Here is a 20907-nt window from a genome sequence, read left to right on the forward strand (position 1 = left end):
CCCACTCAACATGTATTGTTGAATGGGTTACCGAATTTATTGGATATCTAGTGATGAATATGGGCTCCAACCTAAAATTTCATCTAACGAATAATAGACCGTTATAAAAATAGTAATGGCTAGAACCACCCAAGCTAACTTTGTGTTTGTATTCATGATTTGCGCTCCTGATACTCCTGTTTTTTAGAACACCTACACTGTAAACCTTGAAAGCTGTTCTTTCAAATTTACCGATACTCCTTCCAGCTTATCAGACAAGCCTACCAGCTGATTACCGATATTGGCCTGCTCATTACTGAGAGAGGCGACTTCCTGCGAAGTAGCCGAGGATTGCTCGGCTACCGCACTTACGTTGGTCATTGCCTCGGACAAAGTAGTCTGCGATTCACTCAGATGATGAATGGAGGCGGTGACTGTTCCCAACCGAAGCGCGAACTCTCCCATTTGCTGCTGCACCGATTGGAAAATGTCCGTCGTTTCTCGTACGGCACCCATCTGCTCCCGGAACAGCGGGTATACTTCAGATAACGCCTGTACCGTTTCATTCATCTCATTGACGATATTATTCGTAATACCTGTAGCCGTACGAATGGCTTGACGTGATTGTTCTGCCAACTGACGGACCTCATTTGCAACCACCATAAAACCACGCCCGGCTGTCCCTGCTCGTGCCGCTTCAATCGTCGCATTCAGGGATAGAATGTTCGTTTGTTTAGCAATATCCTGTAATACGTCCAGCACCTTAAAGACATCGGAAGTTGTCTGCTTCAGTTCGTCTACTTTGCCTACCAAAGCATGCGTAGTTTCTTCCGTAACCTTAGTCTTGCTCAATAGATTTTTCAGCTGAATTGTCCCTTTTTCACTGGACTGTTCAACTTCTTGTGCGACCATACTCATTTCATAATTAGAAGTCATAACTGTATCCATTTGTTGGGATATATTCCCAGTTAATCCACTACCACGTTCCGCCTCTGTTGCTAAGCTGGTGGCACCATGAGCAATCTCTTCCGTTGCGGCTGCAATTTCTTTGGCTGAAACGGCTGTCTTCTTTGAGGCATCACTCAGTTCCGTCGCTGTATTCAGTACCTCCTGTGCTGATGCATTCGTCTGTTCTACCAGCAGTGTAATTTGCTCCATCATGGTATCAAAGCTTGCAGACAACTGCCCAATTTCATCCTGAGCCTTATAGTTCGTTCGGATTTGCAAGTTGCCTTTGGCGCCTTCAATCATTAAATCTTTCAGGTGTGTCAGTGGACGAGCCACGAGGCGCACGATCCATAAGCCGATGAACAGTGCAATGAGTGCAGCCACCGCAGCAAATACCCATGTCGTAGTTAGAATTCCCTTAGCGTCTCTCACCAGCTCAGATACAGGTACTACACCCACAAGAATCCATTTGGAAGTTCCCAGTGTATTATGAACTGTAAGCACACTTTGCTCTTTGCCGTCTGCTACCTGCTCCATAATTTGATTTCCTTCGATCCCTTCAAGCTTGGAAACGTAATCCAGCTTTGTCTTTCCCCCGGCCAAGCTCTCATTATTAGAGCCTACAAACTCACCCTTGTCTGTCACAAGGCTAATCATACTGCCTGAGCCCAAATTAACACCTTTCAACTCGTCCTCCACCGCACTGGCCTTTAAATCCATAACCAGAACATAAGTCCCTCCCAACCCGGACATGCTGTTCATGGAGCGTGCTAGACGAAAGGTCTTGCTGCCATTGTCATTCACCTGCGTAGGTAGCCAAACCATTCCCTTGTTTTTCAAAATATCCTTAAACCATGCTTCCTGCCGTACATCCTTTTGTGTTCCGGTACCCATTGCAGCTAAACTGGTTTCTTCCGGGTACAAATACAATGAATCAATCGCTTTATTTGTAAAAGCAATATTCGTTAATTTCTTGTTTACTTCGCCCATAGCAACAAAAGATGCAAAGGGATTTTTATCTTGCTTTACAGCCTTTTGCAACTGATCACTTAATTCAGTATCGAAAAATACCTGTGTCGATGTGTCTTGAAAGCGCTCTAAAATAATATCAAGCTTTTCCGAAGTTTGCTGAACCGTTTGCTGATACGCTGTAGCTGCATTTTGCTCAATCGTGCTTTTAGCTCTGTAGTACGAGAGCATTCCCAAGCTGACCACAAATAACATAATGGCCGCAAAAAAGATCAGAAACAACTTCATCCCAACCGAACGGATCGGATTATAGTTTTTGACTAAATGCATAAAATCCTGACTGTATCTTTCAGGCTTAAGTAAACGCTTTAAATTGTATGTGCATTTACGTAAGACCTCAGCTACCCAGGGAGTACCCTTCGAAGACATCACAACCGTCTCCTCCCCTTTATCCGTTGTTACTTTACTTCCTTTTAAACCTTTCATTTGATCCTTTTTCTTGGGTTGCCTTTTTGCTGTATTCCCCTCTTTTTTCCGAAAACCCATTCCTCTCACCTACCACTATATAATTAGTTTCTTGTTCCACGTCATCCATTATGTATCTATTATCTATATAGTCTCTATCGGAACTATTCGACAAGGAATGTAGCTTTCCTTTGAGTACCCACTAAATTTTGTGAAACTTTTTTCCTAGAAAACTATTCAAAAAAAAGCCTCTCCAACCGATAGGAGAGGCTTTTGAATCTTTTAACTTGTGACTTAAGACTTATTTACTTCTTTTTACGCATCATATCAAAATATGATACAGGCTGATCCACCTTCATTTTGATTCGTTGAAGCGGATGACGTGCAGCATCTAATTCGTTGCCTTCCTCATCCCAAATCGTTCCGACCGTTTGCTTGAAAAATGTTCCGTTCGGACCGAAAAATTCAATTTCATGACCTGGTTTAAAATGGTTGCGTTGTTGAATCGTTGCGATACCACTTGCAGCATCGTAGTCCATAACCAGTCCGGCAAAATCATAAGGGACCGCTTTTTCTTCCGGCTCATAAATATGATCCTCATGATCCGGTGTATCATAGAAGAATCCTGTATTTAACGGACGATTGGCTGCCTTGTTAATTTCTTCAATCCATTCTGGTTTGAGTACATAATTTTCCGGATCAGCCATATAGGAATCAATCGCTTGACGGTAGACATTCACGACCGTAGCCACATAGTGGATGGACTTCATACGTCCCTCCACTTTAAAGCTGTCTACGCCCACATCAATCAGATCAGGAATATTTTCAATCATACACAGATCCTTGGAACCCATAGAAAAAGCATTATCGCTCTCTTCAAACAATGGAAGCTGGTTAACGCCAAGCTGGAACTGTTTTAATACATTGTTGTCCTGTGCCTCTTCCTCAGATATCCAAACCTCACCTGGACGGGCATCCTCAAACAAATCATATTTCCAGCGGCAAGACTGACAACATCCTCCACGATTAGAATCTCGGTCTGTAAAATGATTGGATAACACGCAGCGACCGGAAAATGAAGAGCACATCGCACCATGGACAAAAGCTTCGATTTCGATGTCCACATGCTTTTTAATTTCTTCGATTTCCTCCAAGCTGGTTTCACGTCCAAGTACCACACGCGGCAGTCCCTCGTCTTTCCAAAACTTTACCGCTTGCCAATTCAGCGTGGACTGCTGTGTGCTCAAATGCACTTCCAATCCGGGAACTGCCCGCAATGCCACGGATACAATGGCCGGATCAGCGACGATAACAGCATGAATTCCTACTTCATACAGATTACGCAAGTATTCCTCAATTCCGGCAATATCTTCATTGTGAGCATAGATATTAGTCGCTACAAGCACCTTAGCACCGTACTTGTTGGCGAATTCCACACCTTCACGCATTTCTTCAAAACTGAAATTATCGGCGTTAGAACGCAGACCGTATTTTTGCCCACCTATATATACAGCATCCGCGCCATAGTGAACGGCAAACTTCAGCTTTTCTAGATTTCCGGCAGGAGCCAACAACTCCGGCTTATCCAGACGATTCCGTTTACCTGTATATTTTCTCGTTTTGGTGATCGTTCCCATGACGTTCCCCCCTCTGTATATTCATTTTGTAATTAATAAACCTGCTCTTTGTAGAAAAATCCGAAGGAAAGTTCCCGTTCAGGGTCTTGAAGGCGGCGAACCTCATCCAGCCAGCTTTCATCATAAACATAAGCATCCGGGTCGGCTGTATAACTGTCTATTGCTTTACGGTAAGCACGGACAACTGCTTCATTGTAAGCGGTGGGTTTCAACAAGCCCTCGATCTTAAAGCTGTGCACGCCCGCCTCCATCAGAATATGCAGATCCTCCATGATACAAAAATCATCCGAACTCATAATATGTGTCCCGTTGATATCTTCGTAAATAGGGAACTTCTCTTCCTTCCGCTCTGCTTCAATCAGAAACAAGCCACGCCCTCTGCCGAGATCGCCTTCTACCGTGCGACCTTGGTGCAGCATATAGCTTTGAACAAGCTTACGCTTGGAGTGGTAAATATTAGTCATTCCATGCACCTGAACCTGTGCTTCTATGTTCAACTTTGGTATCATTTCCGTAATTTCATCCATACTGAGCTCACGGGCCAAGATGACACGTGACGCCCCTTTTTCACCCCAGTAGTTGGCAGTTGCGAAGTTGGTAGAAATCATCTCTCCGTTCCAGAAGAGTTTCAGATGAGGGGCATACTCCTTCACAGCCATGAGCACTGCTGGATCATTAAACTCAATGGCGTCTACGCCGCATCCAGCTATGGTCTGTACATATTCGGGAAGAAGTGGCAATAGCTCGTTCGTCATCAAATTCGTCATAGATACATATACCTGCGCTGCATGCTTCCGTGCCTCTTCCACAACCTCACGGATTTGGTCCGGGGTAAAATGTCCTGGCAACCGCATCCCAAAGCGGTCATCTCCAATCAGCAATGCAGTAGCTCCTGCCTCCAGCATATGGCGGGCATCCTCCGGAGAGCTGGCAGTTGCCAGCAGTTCGGGTTTGTAAGCCATAGGCTCACCTCCTAGTTTGTCTTACGGTTACTTACCTGAATGTTATGCAAATGTTCTTTATACGTTTTGGCAAATAAATGTTTATGTGTCCCATCTTTTTTGGTCACATAAAATAAATAATCTGTAGCTTTCGGCTGTAGAGCCGCCACTACTGATTTCAGACTGGGACTTGCAATCGGTCCTGGGGGAAGTCCCTGATGCATATACGTATTATACGGACTTTCTACAGCCAGATCCTTGTAATACAGTCGTTCCTTTTGCTTGTCCAGCATATATTGAACTGTAGCATCAATTTCCAGCTTTTTATCCTGTTGAAGACGGTTATAAATAACGCCAGCTACGATAGGCCGCTCATCGTCTACAACCACCTCGCGCTCTACCAGAGAAGCAACTGTCAGCAACTGATGCAGTGTTTCACCGCGTTGCTGCAACCCGGCATCCAGATCAGAAATGGTATCCAGACGTTTTTGCGTCTGCTCCAGCATCGTCTGAATGATATCCTTGGTTGTGCTTCCTTTTTTCAGTTCATAGGTTTCCGGGAAAAGATAGCCTTCCAGCGCATAGCGAAGCCCCGTCTGCTTTGGTATGTCCCGCACCAGCGCGACGTCAAAAGCGGACGGATCGTTGGCCAGCTGCAAAAATTGCTGCCGGTCCGCCATTCCTTCCTTTTGCAGCTTATCAGCCATCTGTCTAATCGTAAAACCCTCCGGGATTGTAAAACGAATCATTTCCTCTTTGACTACGTCCCCAGCCGATAGCTTGGCAATCAACTGATCAAAGGTCGCGCCAGGCTGCGCTTCATATTTTCCAGCCTGAAATGCGTTTCCTTGCTGTTTGAATTTTACATAAGCCTTAAACACGAGCGCATTACGTATAAGTCCCTTTTGCTCCAGCGTATCTGCAATAGCCGATGTTCCCGTACCCCTTACCACCGTAAAAGCAACGGGTTGTGTTTTTGGCTGAACAGGCTGCATGGCATTCCATATATAGAAGATTGCACCTCCTGCTATACAAACAAGCACGAGAAGCAATGTAAGCATCCTTGTCCTTCGCTTCACATCCACCCAACTCCTTCACAGCCAAAAAGGGCGGACTGGTCCGCCCTTTCAGGTTTGATCTCCTCGTTATCCAGAATTACAGCTCTTCTGGCAACGTACATTCGTCGTACAGCTCAGAAATATCTTCCCACTCATCATCATCTTCAATGGTGGTGATGGAGATTTCGCCGTCTGTGGATGAGCTTACATGATATAGCTCATGTTCGCCAGCAGCAGCGCCAGGCCTACGCAATACGGCGTACCGTTGCTCACCTACCTGGAACTCTGCTTCCAACTCCATGCGTATCGCATGACCCTGTTCATCCTGCAACTCTACATCGCCGTCAAACGTTTCCTTCAAATCAGAGGTCCAGCTCAGGTCTTCACGTGAATAGCTCGTCATTTCCCGTCTTCCTCTTCTTCTTCCTCTACAAATGTATTAAAGGTCTCTTCGACGATTTCCCATTCGGCATCGTCTTGGATCACAAACAATTTAATATCATCGCCTTCTTCCTCGTAACGGAAGGCGTACACATCGGACTCATCAGCTTCAGGGTCCACTGGCGCAACCATCATGTACTTTGCTTCGGAACCATCTACCTCAAACTTCATAATGACCTCGAACTCTTCCTCGTTGCCCTCGTCATCGGCAATATAAATAATTTCCGGCTCTTCTTCCATACCCAATTGATTTTCAGCCATTACGAAATCCCCCTCACCTTGTACTGTGTGCGTCCAAATAATTTTGCAAGATCAGGCTTGCGGCCAGTTTATCTACCACCTGCTTGCGTTTTTTGCGGCTGACGTCGGCCTCCAGAAGCGCACGCTCTGCCGAACGCGTCGTCAGCCGTTCATCCCAAAGGTGAACGGGTAAACCCAGTAACTCCTTGAGCCGGTTCGCAAACTCAATGCAAATCTCACCGCGTGGACCCACGGTTCCGTTCATATTTTTCGGCAAGCCTACAACAACCTCGCCAATTTCATGTTCACGAACCAAATTTGCAATTTTACCGAACTCGCTGTCGTCACCGCGTCGTTCTATGACTTCCAATCCTTGGGCGGTCCAGCCGAAGGCATCACTTACGGCGACCCCAATTCGGCGATCCCCGTAATCCAATCCCATTACTTTCATGCCTGTCTCCTAACGATGCTTAGCGAGATAGAAACGAACCAACTCTTCAATCAATTCATCGCGTTCTTTTTTACGCACCAGGCTTCTAGCATTATTATGCCGTGGTACATAAGCCGGATCACCGGATAGCAAATACCCAACGATTTGATTGATCGGATTGTATTCTTTTTCTACCAACGCATCATATACGGTCAACAAAATCTCCTGAGCAGAAGCTTCCTTCTCATCCGCCTTGACATTAAATTTGACCGTTTTGTCCATGGAATCCATTGTTGACACCTCGCTTCCACAAAACATGTGTACATGTTTATGCCAGCTTATTCTTTTATATCATACCATAAGCAAAGCCCTTCAAGGAAATGTCTAAGTCCGTTTTTTTCCAAAAATCCGCAAAAATTATCGAACTTTATCCTTGTGAGGCTGCTGACACCAATTCATGTGCACGTTGAAGTGCTTCGTCCAGCTTGCTGGCATCCTTACCCCCGGCTTGCGCCATGTCAGGTCGTCCGCCGCCGCCGCCGCCGCATACGGCCGCAATTTCTTTCACGAGCTTACCTGCATGAAGTCCTGCCTTGGTATGCTCAGCTGGGACAGCAACGACAAAATTAACTTTGTCGTCCATTGCAGCACCTAGCACTAGCACAGCTGCAGGGAGCTTACTTTTCAGTTCATCAGCAATCGCACGCAGCGCATCCATGCTGGAGGCCTGCACGCGTGCAGCCAACAACTGCACTCCGCCAGCCTGCACGACCTGATCGGTCAGCTGACCCGCCTCAATAGCGCTCAGCTTGCTTTGCAGTGATTCATTTTCACGACTGAGGTCTTTAATTTGTTGCTGCAAAGATTCGATGCGTTTGGGCACCTCGGACAGCTTGGATTTAACAAGCCCAGCGGACACCTTCAACAGCTCCAATTGACCTTCCATATACTCAAATCCAAAACGTCCGGTCACTGCTTCAATACGACGTACACCTGATCCGATGCCACTCTCGCTGACAAGCTTGAACAAGCCAATTTGCGAAGTATTGCTGACATGACATCCTCCGCACAGTTCGATGCTGTAATCGCCAACCTTAACGACCCGTACAATATCACCATATTTCTCACCAAACAGCGCCATCGCTCCAAGAGCCTTGGCTTCATCAATTGGCTTCAATTCAATCGTCACATCCAGCTGGCTCCAGATGGCACGGTTAACCCGCAGTTCAATATCGGCCAGCTCTTCTGGCGTAATGCTACCAAAATGGGAGAAGTCAAAACGCAAACGCCCAGGTTCTACCAAGGAACCCGCCTGATTGACATGGTCACCCAGTACTTCTTTAAGCGCTTTGTGAAGCAAATGCGTAGCCGTATGGTTTTTCTCAATTTCTCCACGTGAAGCTTGATCTACTTCAGCTTTTACCGTATCGTCTACGCTTAGCTCACCAGCCTCTACAACGACCTGATGCACATGCTGACCTTGCGGCGCCTTGAACAGCCCTTCAACCTTCGCGGTTACCGTTCCACCACGCAGTAAGCCATGGTCACTGACTTGCCCGCCGCTTTCAGCATAGAAAGGAGTCACATCCAGCACGACCTGACAGGACTGCCCTTCACTAACACTCTCCACCAGCATATCATCATATACAATCGCTACAATTTTGGACTCAGTTATGAGGTCATTATATCCAACAAAATCACTTTTAACCGCCAGATCAGCCAAAGCTCCACCCTGAATCTTCATGCTGGCATTATCTTGGTGAGCATCACGCGCACGTTGACGCTGTTCCTGCATCGCTTCATCAAAACCTTCACGGTCAACTTTCAAGCCCTGCTCGTCCGCATAATCCTCTGTGAGGTCAAATGGGAACCCATACGTATCATACAGCTTGAAAGCATCTGCTCCGCTAATGACATTGCGGCCTTCGGCCTTTGCCTGAGCACTGATATCAGCCAAAATAGCTAATCCGTCTGTCAATGTTTCATGGAAACGCTCTTCTTCTGTTTTAATCACCTTGATGATGAAATCACGCTTGTCCACCACCTCAGGGTAGTATACGCCCATGATGTCCCCAACGGTTTCCACCAGTTCAAACATAAATGGACGATTCATGCCCAACATTTTTCCATAGCGAACAGCCCGGCGCAGCAAACGGCGAATGACGTAACCTCGTCCTTCATTAGAAGGAAGTACGCCGTCGCCAATCGCGAAAGTAACGGTACGAACATGGTCAGCAATGACCTTGAGAGCCACATCACTGTCGACATTGTCGTTATATTTAACTCCTGCCATGGCAGCCGTTTTCTGGATTAGTGGCTGGAAGATATCCGTATCAAAGTTGGAATCGACATTTTGCAAAATGGATGCAAACCGTTCCAAACCAGCGCCTGTATCTATATTTTTATTGGGAAGCGGCGTGTAGCTGCCATCTTTGTTATGGTTGAATTGTGAGAATACGAGGTTCCACACTTCCAGATAACGCTCATTTTCTCCCCCCGGATACATTTCAGGGTCCGTCATGTCGCTGCCATAGGCTTCGCCACGATCATAAAAAATTTCCGTACAAGGTCCGCAAGGGCCTTCACCGATATCCCAGAAGTTATCTTCCAGTTTGATGATACGTTCAGCCGGAAGTCCGACTTTTTCATTCCACAGCTTGTACGCTTCTTCATCCTCAGGATATACCGTTACAGCCAGACGTTCTGGATCAAAGCCGATCCATTTCGGGTCTGTCAGAAACTCCCACGCCCATGTGATGACTTCTTCCTTAAAGTAGTCGCCAATAGAAAAGTTCCCGAGCATTTCGAAAAACGTATGGTGACGACGCGTTTTACCAACATTTTCAATGTCGTTCGTGCGGATACATTTTTGCGAATTGGCGATACGTGGATTTTCTGGTTTTACACGTCCGTCAAAATAAGGCTTAAGCGGCGCCATACCCGCATTAATCCACAGCAGGGAAGGATCTTTGTGTGGAACAAGCGGTGCGCTTGGTTCAATCACATGTCCTTTACTTTCAAAAAACTCCAGCCATTTGGAGCGGATTTCACTAGCTTTCATATAAGTAGCCTCCTAATTATGGTGTCACTGGTTTATGGCACAGGCCATTAAAAATAGAAAAACGCCCCTGAACGGATCAGGGACGATTGTATCGCGGTACCACCCTGGTTATCGTCGTCCCCTCTGTACGAAATGCCGCATGTGCAAGCGCACAGCAACATCTGCTTAACGGACGATCGATCGCCTTGTTTTCACTGGTAACGGGAGCATCCCGGCGGGTTCAGCCCGCACTCCGAAATGAGCTTTCCCTACTGGATAAACACATTTAAACATACTCAATTCAGTATATCCGTGTCATTTAGCCGTGTCAACGCGATTTCAGACAGCATGCATCCGGGATATAGACGAAATTAGATTGTTTTTCGCTTCACGTAATATGCAAAAAAATGCTGAAGCCCTACCTTCAAAACAGCCATCACTGGAACTGCCAAGATCAAGCCAGCAATTCCCGCAATTTCCCCACCCACTAGCAGAGCGAAAATAATGGCTAACGGATGCAGATGCAGCGTTCGTCCCACCACCTGAGGAGAGATCACATTACTTTCCAGCACTTGAATACAGGCATTAACGAATACGACTAAAAGCACCATTTTTAAGGAAACCGTAGAAGCCATAATTACTGCCGGTGCAGCGCCCAAAAAGGGTCCCAAATATGGAACAATATTAAAAAGAGCCACTACGCCGGCCAGCAACAGCGCATAAGGCATGCCAATCAGCATATATCCAATATACGCCATCACGCCAATAATGACGCACACCAGCAATTGGCCCCTGACATAATTGCCAAGCGCCTGATCAATTTCCTTAAGCACCGATACAATCGCCTTACGACGAGAACGCGGGAGATAAGATACAATCGTCCGCTCAAACACGTCAAAATCCTTTAAAATGTAAAAAATGAGAAAAGGTACAATGAACACATTAAACAGCATGTTGATCATCCCACCGATGTTGTCCATAAAGGTAGAAATCCCAGTAGCCATCCGATTCTCCAGTTGGAAAAACCATTGATTCATCCCCGTACGCACCCCTTGGGGTAAAATACCGCTGTCCATATTCGTCATTAGTCCCTGCGCATGCATGGTCAATTCAGGCAGATGCTCATTCAGCTCATCCAGTTGTTCAATGAACATTGGAATCAGATGCATCAGGATTACAATAAGGCTGGACAAAAACACAGCGTAAATGAGCAGTACAGCCACACTACGAGGCACCTTTCGACCGCCCAGCATACTGACTACAGGATTAAGTACATAGGAGATGATCATCGCTACCGCAAACGGAGCAATGATTGTTTTCAGAAATTCATACAAATGAAAAAACAAAGGTCTCAGCAACCAGATAAAATATAGAATGACAAGTCCCAGCAGCGTCCATATGCCGTACCGGAACAGTCTACTTTTCGTTAATTGGTCCATTTTATGCCCCCTTACCGGACTAGCCTCCTTTAAGTATATGCCTGTACCTCTACTTTAATCCTTCCCGCCAGTCTAAGATGTCCCATAAATAACCATTGTGAAAATTTGATGAAAATGGATGAAAACAATAAACAAAGTCATTCGATCTGACGATATAAGTACAAAGCACTATCCTAAGCTTTCACATTTCTGAAACATCGGGGGTCGTTACATGAACTTAAAAATGAAGCTTATTCTCCTTTTCACTTGCATTGTAATCGTTGCAGCCGGGCCTTTATCCGTCATCAGCATGACAAGTGTTAAAAATCAAGCCAATCATGATATCCAAGAGCTTATGAACAGCAAAGCTTCCGAAACCGTCAATCAGCTCGACGGATGGACAGGCGGCAAAGCTGAAATTATTGAAACATTAGCTGCGAGTCTGGAATCCAGCGATATTTCATCAGATGCCAAAATAGCATCTCTAAAAGCAGCTTTCCAAAACTATAAGGATCAAAATATTTCCAACATTTATGCAGGGTATGAAGATGGATCTTACTGGGATGGATCTGGCTGGTTTGAAGAGGGTTACGATCCTCGTGCTCGTCCGTGGTACAAGGACGCCAAAACCAAGGGAGAAATGTACTATTCCTCACCTTATACTGATGCAGGCAGCAATGACTTCACCATTTCCATTGCTAAACCTCTCAAGGATGCCAACGGCTCTATCACCGGGGTAGTCAGCGAGGATATTATGCTCAACGATATGACAAAAATGATTAAAGCCATAGACTTGAACGGATTGGGCTACGCATTTTTGATTGACCAAAAGGGAGTCGTAATCGCGCACCCAGACAGCAAGCTGGCTGGCAAAAACCTCAAGGAAACCCCCGAGTTAGGATCATCGACCACGACCCTGCTCAGCACAGCTTCAGGAAAAACAGACTATAGCTACAACGGCAGTGACCGTCAGCTTTATTTTAAAAGAATGCCTAGCACAGGCTGGATTGTAGGCCTGTCTATTTCTAAAGATATTGCTTTTCAGGAATATTACTCCACTCGTAATCAGTTGATTATTACTGTTGCTATCATTTTAGTCGTTGCTATGCTGCTGGCGATCTGGGCGGCAAACAACTTTATCAAGCCGATTCGCAGACTCCAAACAAATGTCAAACGAATAGCTGAAGGCGATATGACCGCTCGTGTAGATATTAAGGGTAAAGATGAAATTGCCAGTCTGGGGACAGATTTTAACCTCATGTCAGACAATCTCTCTCACCTGTTGCGCAAGGTATCAGATACAGCTAGCGATGTCAGTTCCGCTTCCCATGATATGCATCAACACGCCAAAGATACTGGAACCATTGCGTCACAGATCTCCAGTGCAGTTCAGGAGCTAGCGCAAGGAGCCAGCGACCAAGCCGAGGCGGTATATTCCGGTTCTGAGAAGCTGACACACATGACAGGCTCCATCAACCAGATTGGCGAAAGTGTCAAACGGACCCAAACTGCTGTATTCGAAACAGATTCTGCCGTGCTGGCCGGGTATGAAACAGCAGAGCGTCAAGCGAAACTAGCAGCCGAATCCAGACAAACGACCACTGCGGCAGGAGAAGCGGTAGATTCGCTCACGCTGAAAACCCAGGATATTGGGCGGCTGGCCGGGGCCATCCACGATATCGCCGCACAAACAAACCTGCTGGCCCTCAATGCATCCATCGAAGCGGCACGGGCCGGGGAACACGGACGAGGTTTTGCCGTCGTCGCGGGAGAAGTGAGAAAGCTGGCAGAACAAGCTGGCAGCTCCAGTGACAGTATTATGAGTAAGCTGGAAGAAATTAAAATTGCGGGAGTACAAAGCGCAGAGGAAATGAAGAAGGCTCTTGCTGTAACTGTAGAACAGGAGCACGCTGCCATTGCAACGAGACAGGCGTTTGAGTCCATACGTGACGCTTCTCAGCACATGCTTGCCCAAATTGAGGACGTTTCTGCTGCAGCAGATCATCTGCGTGTAAATGCCGGACATATTTCAGATGTCATCTCCAGCGTTGTCGCTGTTTCTGAGCAAAGTGCAGCATCTACCGAGGAAGTAGCTTCCTCAGTACAAGAACAAGGTCATGCTATGAACAATATTGCTGACCTTTCTGCCAAACTTGATTCTCATGCAGATCTTCTATTGGAAGAGGTCAAACGCTTTAAATTGTAAAACTAGCCATCTTCACAAGAAAGGATATACAAAAGAGGGTGCCCCCAGGCCAATAGCCGTTCGGGACACCCTCTCTATTTTTTATTAAGCATGATCCAACCCACTTAGCTATATGTTAAGCAATAGGTGGAAGATCACACCTCTTCGTAAACAGCCTGTCCACTTCCCGAGTCAAGCTTAGGAAGAAGCGTGAATTTGCGGCAAGTCCTGTTGTGCCATCTCATCTCCAAAGAATAAGTCGTCCAGCGAACTGAGCGTTCCATCCTCTTCCACTTGGTAGACAGACATTTTTTCACCATTCACTTGAAGTTCGATAAAGCATCCCCAGCAATAAAATTGATGGGAGCCAATTTTTCCGATATCTTTGGAATTACAATTCGGACATCTCAATAAACTCACCCTATCCATTAACAGAATATATGGCTTTTTCCAGACGCTGCTCGCTTAACGGGGGAACCATAACAGCATTTTCCCCGATGGACATATCTTCGGTGCAGGGCAGCCATTTCCGCCCTTCAATAATATCCGATACAAAACCATCGCTGATTTCCAAGCCTATTATGTTATTGCCCATTTCCTGGTCAAAATAAACATCCGAGATGTGCCCGAGCATAAGCCCTTCCTCTGTTAGCACGGATAAATCCTTCAGTTTACCGGGTCCAGACAAGTACGTATGTTGTATATCATGGGCCTCTGTTTTACGGACGGCCTGCTGATTGCGAATCATGATCGCATCCTCACCATAAGCAACGATGTCATCCCAGGCCACCATTTTGACATGAGATGAAAAAAGCCCCTTACCTTCCAACTCGATCCCTGTAATTCGCCAATCAGCTGTCAACATAAAGTCATGTATTTTACCAATCTGCTTCCCGTTCTCGACATCGAAAACAGCAAGTCCGATCATATCTTGAAGCCTCATCTATAGGGTCCCTCCTTACTATGCAGTCCGAACGAAGGTGCGGTGCTTTTCCTACATGCCTGTCATACCTTGCTTCCGTTCATGCAATGAAATGGAAACCGCTCCTCCCTTCTTACTAAAATGCGGAGAAATCCCTAGTACCTAGTACGTAGCCGCTTCCATATGGTTTCAATTTTCTTGGCCGTGTATTCCATTTCTTCCGTAGTATTACCCAAACCGAAGCTAAACCGAATCGCTGAATTCAAAACATCTTCAGGAAGATCCATCGCCTGCAATACATGCGATAGCTCTAGAGAGCCCGAAGTACAGGCTGATCCGCTGGCCGCTGCAATTCCTTCCATATCGAGATTCATCAGCATGGTCTCTGTACCAATGGCCGGAAAGCTAATATTTAGCACATTAGGCACAAAATATTCAGGATCGCCATTAATTATAAACTCTTGGCTGCCCAGAGAGCCTTCCAACGCTTTTAGCAACGTTTGGCGAAGAGCCATATCGTGTGCTCCTCGCTCCTCTATGGAAGCATTGGCAAGAGTTGCGGCTTTAGCCAGCCCAGCAATGCCGGCGATATTTTCTGTTCCGGCACGGCGTTTCTTCTCCTGAAGTCCCCCATGCATTAGCGGCTGAATGCGTGTACCCTGACGGATATACAATGCACCCACCCCTTGCGGCCCGTTAATCTTATGGCCAGACACACTAAGCAAGTCAATCGGGAGGTTCCCGCAGTCGATTGATATATGCCCGAAGGCTTGAACTGCATCTACATGAAATATAATTCCATGCTCTCTCGCAATCTGTCCTACTTCTTGGACCGGCTGAATCACGCCTACCTCATTGTTTGCATACATCATGCTAATTAAAAAAGTATCCGGGCGAATAGCTGCCTTAATATCTGCGGGATTCACACGCCCAAAACCATTGACCGGGACATAGGTCACCTGGTATCCCGCTTTTTCCAGCTCATCGCAGGCATGAAGCACGGCGTGATGTTCAATCGCGGTTGTAATAATATGGCCGGAAGTACGACCATCTGCCGTAGCCGTCCCAAACAGGGCCAGATTATCACTCTCTGTCCCCCCGCTCGTAAATATAATTTCTTCAGGCTTGCAGCCCAAAGAGGCCGCAACGGCATCCCGCGCTGCGCTGACGGTGCGCTTGGCATCACGGCCAAAGGCATGGACGCTTGAAGCGTTGCCGAATTGGCCGGTCATGATGTCCATTATAGTCTGCGCTACCTCAGGATGCATAGGAGTCGATGCGGCATGATCCAGATAAATTCTGTTCATGTTATCCACCTCAAATGTAGAACATATATAAGTCGTTATCTACACAAGCATACAGGAAGCGATTTAAAGCCGCAAGGGTAAAGGGTTTTTGCGATTTTTGAGCGAGCTAAATCTACAAGAGAAAATAACGACATACAAGCATTTTTGCGGGTAACTTGCGGGTTATTTTTCAACTGATACAAAGCAAAAAAAGAGCAGTGAAGCCCCTGCTCTTTTCCCATTTAATTGTTCATACCTCATTCAGAAATATTATCCATTAATAATTCATACTCTTGTAGAGGTGAGATAACCCTTATTATAGCAGGTGGCTTTATATCATATACATTCATAATGATTTCTGCAAGAGCTGCTGCCGCCTGCTGGCTTAAGTTCTGTTCTGTCTCTACCTTATGTGTCTGCATTGATGTACTCCTTTGTGTTTGACTTTACTGAATAATAAATTTCTTGTATACTCACGATGATTCTTTTTCCGTGGGATCTAACTTGGCTATCCTGGCAGGGATGCCAACCCACATTAAGCGTCTCTCTTATGGGAGGCGTTTTTTTCACGCTCCTTCTCGTAACAGGGACTTTCGTTCCTGTTATTCTAAATTCTTGAATCTCTTAACCTTTTTATACCAACATCATATTATAACGTAAAGGGGAAAAATGTCGTATGATGTCGAACCCATTTGCGCCATCCTAGGGTGAATTTTTCTTGACTTTTTCCTATATGTATGATAAAAGCCCAACCAAAGGCGGGCTTAGTTAATATCTAATATTTTTTTAAGCATATCAAGTTTGCTTTTAGATATAGGGCAAGTATAATTCGTATCCTTAAATATAATTTCCGTTCCATAACTTTGCTCATCATATCCTGCTACTTTAGACAAATTAATAAGGTGACTCGGTGTAGCGGGGAACAGATAAGGAAAAACCTTCTTACACTTTTTGAAGGTCAAAATGATTGCGATGTATTCATTTTGGTTATGAAAACGGGGAACATGATAATTTTTTTTGGGGTCCCACATATCAAAAAAGCAAACATCTTTCGCAGGGTAAAGGCCAACCGAAGTCTTAGTTTCACCTATAATAAACCGCTGATCATCGGGGCGCTTTTTAGCAGCATCAATAAGGTCACTCAAAAATACAGAATTAGTCTTATTAACGCTAGTATAAGCTTGGGTACCACCAAAAAAAACTTTGCCGCCATAGTCTGCTGTTTCGTGTGCAGAAACATTTTTTAAATTAACCAAATTGCCAGAATCCAGGCTAATAAAATCGGGAAATCCGTTAACGAATTCCCCGAGAGTTGTTGGAACTGTATAATTACCGCTAGTTGTGAAAAAAAACGGTATTTCATAGTTTGATTTTGGTTTCCAATTTTCGATACTGACTAAATCACTCTCAAAAAATGAAAACCTATCTCCATAACTACCATCCGACATAATCTCAGGTGCAAAAATCTCTCTGTTGTTGTCCATAGATCAAATCATTTCTTTAGTTCTTTCGGCAGCGGTAAAGCTCCGATAATTGTTTTGCGGCTTACAGCAGCTTTGTTAGCTTCTTTAGATAAGTGTTTGGACACAAGACGCGCAATAGTCTTTTTCATGCTCTTTCACCTCCCTTCATAATCGGTAGCGGTAGGAGTAAAATAGCCTGAGCCGCGAAAGAAAGAGCAATTATAGGAGATTGAATAATAAAATTAGTGAGTACAATAGTCAGGGAAATCCATTTTAGATATGGATCTATTTTAGAAGGATTAATTTCTTCGAAGTTATTCGGCGCCACGCATAGTACGACTAATGCTGTTATGGCTGTAAGTAGTAGTGTGCCACTATGTCCTAAATCCACCAAGGGTATACTAGCAAAAAGCGCAGCTGAAAACACAGCACAAACCGTTAAAGATTTAAAATGCAGTCCTCCAGAAAACTTCCTAAGTGCAACAAATGAAAAAAAGGCAACGAGTGCACCTACCATGTGTCCTAGCATCCATCCAAATAACGCCGTAAGCACAAGACCAGAAAACCAATTAAGCTTTATACCTATTATGTAGGTTAACACCTCAACGCTTCCTGGCCCCTCTGGATCAGCTCTTTTTATTCCTAGCGCGATACGCCTCGATAGCCTTTCTAGCATCTTCCTTGTCCTCCTTTCTCGATAGAATATAGGAGAAACCGAAGGTGAATATAGACATAAGTAAAAGAACAAACGGACTGGACTGGTATAAAAGAACCTCTGCTATAAAGATGGTGACGGAGGATAAAAGAGCACTAACTGACATCCTCCTATTTTCTTCGGATAAATAATTTTCTTTCCATATAAAATCGTGCGGCGGAGTAACGATAAACGAGAAGCCGGTATAATAAATTCTAAGGATAAACGATATAGCAAAACAGATAAGGATATATGTTATTTGTAAGATGTAGACCTGATAAGTTGTGTTTTGCTGTAGTACCCCAGTCTGCAAAATACCCAGAAAGTTATAAAGATAGTAGACGCCGACTTGCAAAATCGCATATGCACTAATTCCAGCTCCTAGGATAAATGCCGCTAAATGCGTCTTAATCGACATTCCATATCTAAAAAACAATATAAATAGTATATATTGTAAAGGTAGATCCCACCTCGGAATGTCAAAAACAACACGCATAAAAAATGAAATCACAGCTATTAATATCCCAAAACCAATAATTCTTTTTTTATATGACGCCACTGGTAGCATATATATTTTAAGACTAAACACCATAACGGCTATTGCATCCAAAATACCAAGCAATATATAAATCGCATTACTTAACACCTCACACCGCCCATCTAATTAATCTACCTTAATTATATAGCGGTGTATTGGGTAATCAAGGCATTTTACGCATTTACCGAAATAATATCCTCCAGCTTAATCCAACTAAAATCATCTTCACCCCGGAACAGTTTTACCTCACGTCTAGCCGTGTTAATTGACGTAACTACACCAGTCATTACCTCATCGTCAAACGGACTAAATACGAGGAGCGTGATCGTTGTGCGTGTATTGTAAGACTCTATTAAAGCCTGCTCAATCAATTGTACCTCTTGGTCATCCAACTCCGGTTTACCGCGCCGCTGACGGTCTTTCATAAGTTTTAAGTATCCTTCTTTATGTTCGGGCAAAATGATGCGTGAACTTTCCCATAATCCATTACCCTCAAGTTTCTTTCCCATGTATGTAGCCTCCTGATGTATTATGTAACGATTATATTACGAACGTTTGTTCCTAACAAGGTATTTTATTTGCCATCTATAAAACTTTTGTACTAGAAAAATATTCCTAGGTCATATATACTATTTTTATAATAATATTACCAAATAGATAGGGGTTATGTAATGACTGCAATTGCTGTAATTGCTTTGCTGGCTTTTTTTGTGTTTTTTGTTTTGTGGGCTATAGCTTTAATAAAAAAGAATGGCAAGGCTAAGAAAATGTTTCTCTTTGGGTTAGCTACTTTCATAATATTTATTATTGGAATATCAGTCGCAGACACACAGAAACCAACCGAAACTAATTCCAAACCAGTAGCTGCTACGCCTATTAAAGAGAAAGAAGTTACTACTGAATCAGCGCAAAAGGAACAGACTGATGCTAAAAAGCCATTGATTGACACATCGCTTCCTTTTGATAAGTTTTCATCTACTCTCTTTGGAATGCCAGTTTCCAAGCAGGGAGAAACATTCGACAGTGTAAGAAATCAAGTTGTTAAATGGTCAGGTGTGGTCATTGAAGCTGGCTCAAGCAGTCTTTATGTTTACGGTAAACCAGCAGATTACAACGGCGAATCATGGTCAGATATTAGCGCCGAAAAGAAAAAACTCGGAGATGTTGTCATCGTAAAAGTTTCTGATCGTTCAGAACTAAACGGTCTGAATCAAGGGGATATTGTTTCTTTCAGTGGTGAACTCGGTTCGCGTGGCGTTAAGGGTGAATCTAATTGGAAACTATATAACGGAAAAATTGAGGGTCGTACAGTAGCAGAGCCGCAAAATTCCGGAACTATTACAAAAGCTAAATATAACAAGATTAAAAATGGAATGACTTATGAGGAAGTTGCTAAAATTATCGGTGGTCCTGGTGAGGCTCTCTCAGAGGTGGGCGAAAAGGGAGACAAATACTATACTGTAATGTATTCGTATAAAGGTGAGGGCGGACTTGGTGCAAATGCCAATTTCACATTTCAAGGTAACAAGCTACAAGCGAAAGCCCAATTTGGTCTTGAATAAAAGATGCCCCGGAGCAATCCGGGGTTTTAATATTCTGTAAAGTATCTAGTCGCATCTCCTGGTGACATAGGCCTGATCTGTCCACGCTCCCAACCCTCCAGAATTACGATATCCCGCAAAGAGGATTTATCATCCCATAGAATATAATTATCCTTCTCCAAGGACAGCAGTCCTACCTTTATATCTGTTACACTCCTACCTGTCTTGACCTCCAGCTCATTTATAGTTGGCATTCGTCGTTTCTGTGCAAAAAAGTTGTAAAGAATACGCAGTAACTTACGCTCGATGTCTGGTAACAAAGCGATCCACTCCTTTGTTACTATTATATTCAAACGCACGTTCCCATAAAACTAAGAATATTTTCCCGTTAACCCATTGCATAATAGTACTACATATGGTACTATATATACAGGAGGTGAGACATGGCTAGGATAGAGAAAATCATCGAAAAAATGAAAAACCGCCCTAACGGGATTCGATTTGAGGAGGCTGAAAAGGTACTAGAACATTACGGATACATAAAGGCAAGACACGATGGAACGTCACATTGCCAATTCCGAAATGATAAAGGCGACCTAATCACCATCAAAAAGAAAAACCCATTAAAGGCGGCGTACGTCAAAGACGTACTGAGTCGGATTGGGGAGTGACCGCTCCCCTTTCCTTAATCCTCAATATATCCTAGCCGATA

Annotated in this window: 22 protein-coding genes; 4 read left to right on the forward strand and 18 right to left on the reverse strand. The window is 44.5% G+C overall.

The features are described 5' to 3' along the window. Window positions 1-192 precede the first annotated feature (192 nt). The 9 genes from ACN6NF_RS18305 to alaS form a co-directional block, all read right to left on the reverse strand. Entirely contained in the window at window positions 193-2442 is a 2250-nt protein-coding gene (locus tag ACN6NF_RS18305) for a methyl-accepting chemotaxis protein (RefSeq protein ID WP_474318944.1), read from the reverse strand. A gap of 224 nt (window positions 2443-2666) precedes the next feature. Continuing rightward, a complete protein-coding gene (locus ACN6NF_RS18310; protein ID WP_013372602.1) occupies window positions 2667-3998 on the reverse strand; it encodes a peptidase U32 family protein in 1332 nt (443 codons plus the stop codon). A gap of 32 nt (window positions 3999-4030) precedes the next feature. Further along, a complete protein-coding gene (locus ACN6NF_RS18315; RefSeq protein ID WP_016819081.1) occupies window positions 4031-4960 on the reverse strand; it encodes a peptidase U32 family protein in 930 nt (309 codons plus the stop codon). A gap of 11 nt (window positions 4961-4971) precedes the next feature. Next, window positions 4972-6000, reverse strand: coding sequence for an endolytic transglycosylase MltG (gene mltG, locus ACN6NF_RS18320; protein WP_474319079.1), 1029 nt, complete (start codon window positions 5998-6000; stop codon window positions 4972-4974). A 94-nt stretch (window positions 6001-6094) separates the two neighbouring features. Next, entirely contained in the window at window positions 6095-6400 is a 306-nt protein-coding gene (locus ACN6NF_RS18325; RefSeq protein ID WP_474318945.1) for a DUF1292 domain-containing protein, read from the reverse strand. After that, window positions 6397-6699, reverse strand: coding sequence for a DUF1292 domain-containing protein (locus tag ACN6NF_RS18330; protein ID WP_013372606.1), 303 nt, complete (start codon window positions 6697-6699; stop codon window positions 6397-6399). The genes ACN6NF_RS18325 and ACN6NF_RS18330 overlap by 4 nt, the downstream gene beginning before the upstream one ends. A 13-nt stretch (window positions 6700-6712) precedes the next feature. Beyond that, complete coding sequence (gene ruvX / locus ACN6NF_RS18335; RefSeq protein WP_016819084.1) at window positions 6713-7129, reverse strand: Holliday junction resolvase RuvX; 417 nt, start codon at window positions 7127-7129, stop codon at window positions 6713-6715. 9 nt (window positions 7130-7138) lie between these two features. Continuing rightward, the gene (locus tag ACN6NF_RS18340) at window positions 7139-7399 is read right to left on the reverse strand and encodes an IreB family regulatory phosphoprotein (protein ID WP_007431624.1); all 261 of its coding nucleotides are present in this window, start codon (window positions 7397-7399) and stop codon (window positions 7139-7141) included. Between the two features lie 136 nt (window positions 7400-7535). Further along, window positions 7536-10169 carry an alanine--tRNA ligase gene (gene alaS / locus ACN6NF_RS18345; protein ID WP_474318947.1) on the reverse strand — a complete coding sequence of 878 codons (2634 nt, stop codon included), beginning with the start codon at window positions 10167-10169 and terminating at the stop codon, window positions 7536-7538. Window positions 10170-10255: 86 nt separating this feature from the next. Here alaS and ACN6NF_RS18350 point away from each other — a divergent pair, with 86 nt between their 5' ends. After that, the gene (locus tag ACN6NF_RS18350) at window positions 10256-10438 is read left to right on the forward strand and encodes a hypothetical protein (protein ID WP_474318948.1); all 183 of its coding nucleotides are present in this window, start codon (window positions 10256-10258) and stop codon (window positions 10436-10438) included. Between the two features lie 81 nt (window positions 10439-10519). Here ACN6NF_RS18350 and ACN6NF_RS18355 read toward each other — a convergent pair whose 3' ends face one another. Further along, window positions 10520-11587 (reverse strand): AI-2E family transporter, encoded by a 1068-nt coding sequence (locus ACN6NF_RS18355; protein WP_474318949.1) that lies wholly within the window; start codon window positions 11585-11587, stop codon window positions 10520-10522. A gap of 211 nt (window positions 11588-11798) precedes the next feature. Here ACN6NF_RS18355 and ACN6NF_RS18360 point away from each other — a divergent pair, with 211 nt between their 5' ends. Continuing rightward, window positions 11799-13772, forward strand: a complete 1974-nt coding sequence (locus tag ACN6NF_RS18360; protein WP_474318950.1) for a methyl-accepting chemotaxis protein — start codon at window positions 11799-11801, stop codon at window positions 13770-13772. A gap of 177 nt (window positions 13773-13949) precedes the next feature. On the opposite strand, the gene ACN6NF_RS18365 is transcribed toward ACN6NF_RS18360, so the two are convergent. The 7 genes from ACN6NF_RS18365 to ACN6NF_RS18395 form a co-directional block, all read right to left on the reverse strand. Continuing rightward, window positions 13950-14162: a hypothetical protein gene (locus ACN6NF_RS18365; protein WP_013311529.1), complete on the reverse strand. Its 213-nt coding sequence runs from the start codon at window positions 14160-14162 to the stop codon at window positions 13950-13952. 10 nt (window positions 14163-14172) lie between these two features. Further along, a complete protein-coding gene (locus ACN6NF_RS18370; protein ID WP_474318952.1) occupies window positions 14173-14694 on the reverse strand; it encodes a PRC-barrel domain-containing protein in 522 nt (173 codons plus the stop codon). A gap of 134 nt (window positions 14695-14828) precedes the next feature. Beyond that, window positions 14829-15980, reverse strand: a complete 1152-nt coding sequence (locus tag ACN6NF_RS18375; RefSeq protein ID WP_474318953.1) for a cysteine desulfurase family protein — start codon at window positions 15978-15980, stop codon at window positions 14829-14831. A 236-nt stretch (window positions 15981-16216) separates the two neighbouring features. Next, the gene (locus tag ACN6NF_RS18380) at window positions 16217-16381 is read right to left on the reverse strand and encodes a hypothetical protein (protein ID WP_474318954.1); all 165 of its coding nucleotides are present in this window, start codon (window positions 16379-16381) and stop codon (window positions 16217-16219) included. 342 nt (window positions 16382-16723) lie between these two features. Next, window positions 16724-17443, reverse strand: coding sequence for a LytTR family transcriptional regulator DNA-binding domain-containing protein (locus ACN6NF_RS18385; RefSeq protein ID WP_474318955.1), 720 nt, complete (start codon window positions 17441-17443; stop codon window positions 16724-16726). Between the two features lie 124 nt (window positions 17444-17567). Beyond that, window positions 17568-18098: an accessory gene regulator ArgB-like protein gene (locus ACN6NF_RS18390; RefSeq protein WP_474318956.1), complete on the reverse strand. Its 531-nt coding sequence runs from the start codon at window positions 18096-18098 to the stop codon at window positions 17568-17570. Between the two features lie 729 nt (window positions 18099-18827). Continuing rightward, the gene (locus ACN6NF_RS18395) at window positions 18828-19163 is read right to left on the reverse strand and encodes a YolD-like family protein (protein ID WP_474318957.1); all 336 of its coding nucleotides are present in this window, start codon (window positions 19161-19163) and stop codon (window positions 18828-18830) included. Between the two features lie 162 nt (window positions 19164-19325). Between ACN6NF_RS18395 and ACN6NF_RS18400 the strand changes: the two genes are divergently transcribed. After that, window positions 19326-20216 carry a DUF3862 domain-containing protein gene (locus ACN6NF_RS18400; RefSeq protein ID WP_474318958.1) on the forward strand — a complete coding sequence of 297 codons (891 nt, stop codon included), beginning with the start codon at window positions 19326-19328 and terminating at the stop codon, window positions 20214-20216. Between the two features lie 26 nt (window positions 20217-20242). Here ACN6NF_RS18400 and ACN6NF_RS18405 read toward each other — a convergent pair whose 3' ends face one another. Then, complete coding sequence (locus ACN6NF_RS18405; protein WP_474318959.1) at window positions 20243-20515, reverse strand: hypothetical protein; 273 nt, start codon at window positions 20513-20515, stop codon at window positions 20243-20245. A 123-nt stretch (window positions 20516-20638) separates the two neighbouring features. Here ACN6NF_RS18405 and ACN6NF_RS18410 point away from each other — a divergent pair, with 123 nt between their 5' ends. After that, window positions 20639-20866 (forward strand): type II toxin-antitoxin system HicA family toxin, encoded by a 228-nt coding sequence (locus ACN6NF_RS18410; protein ID WP_474318960.1) that lies wholly within the window; start codon window positions 20639-20641, stop codon window positions 20864-20866. Window positions 20867-20907 lie beyond the last annotated feature (41 nt).

The organism is Paenibacillus sp. TSM33 (assembly GCF_056099025.1).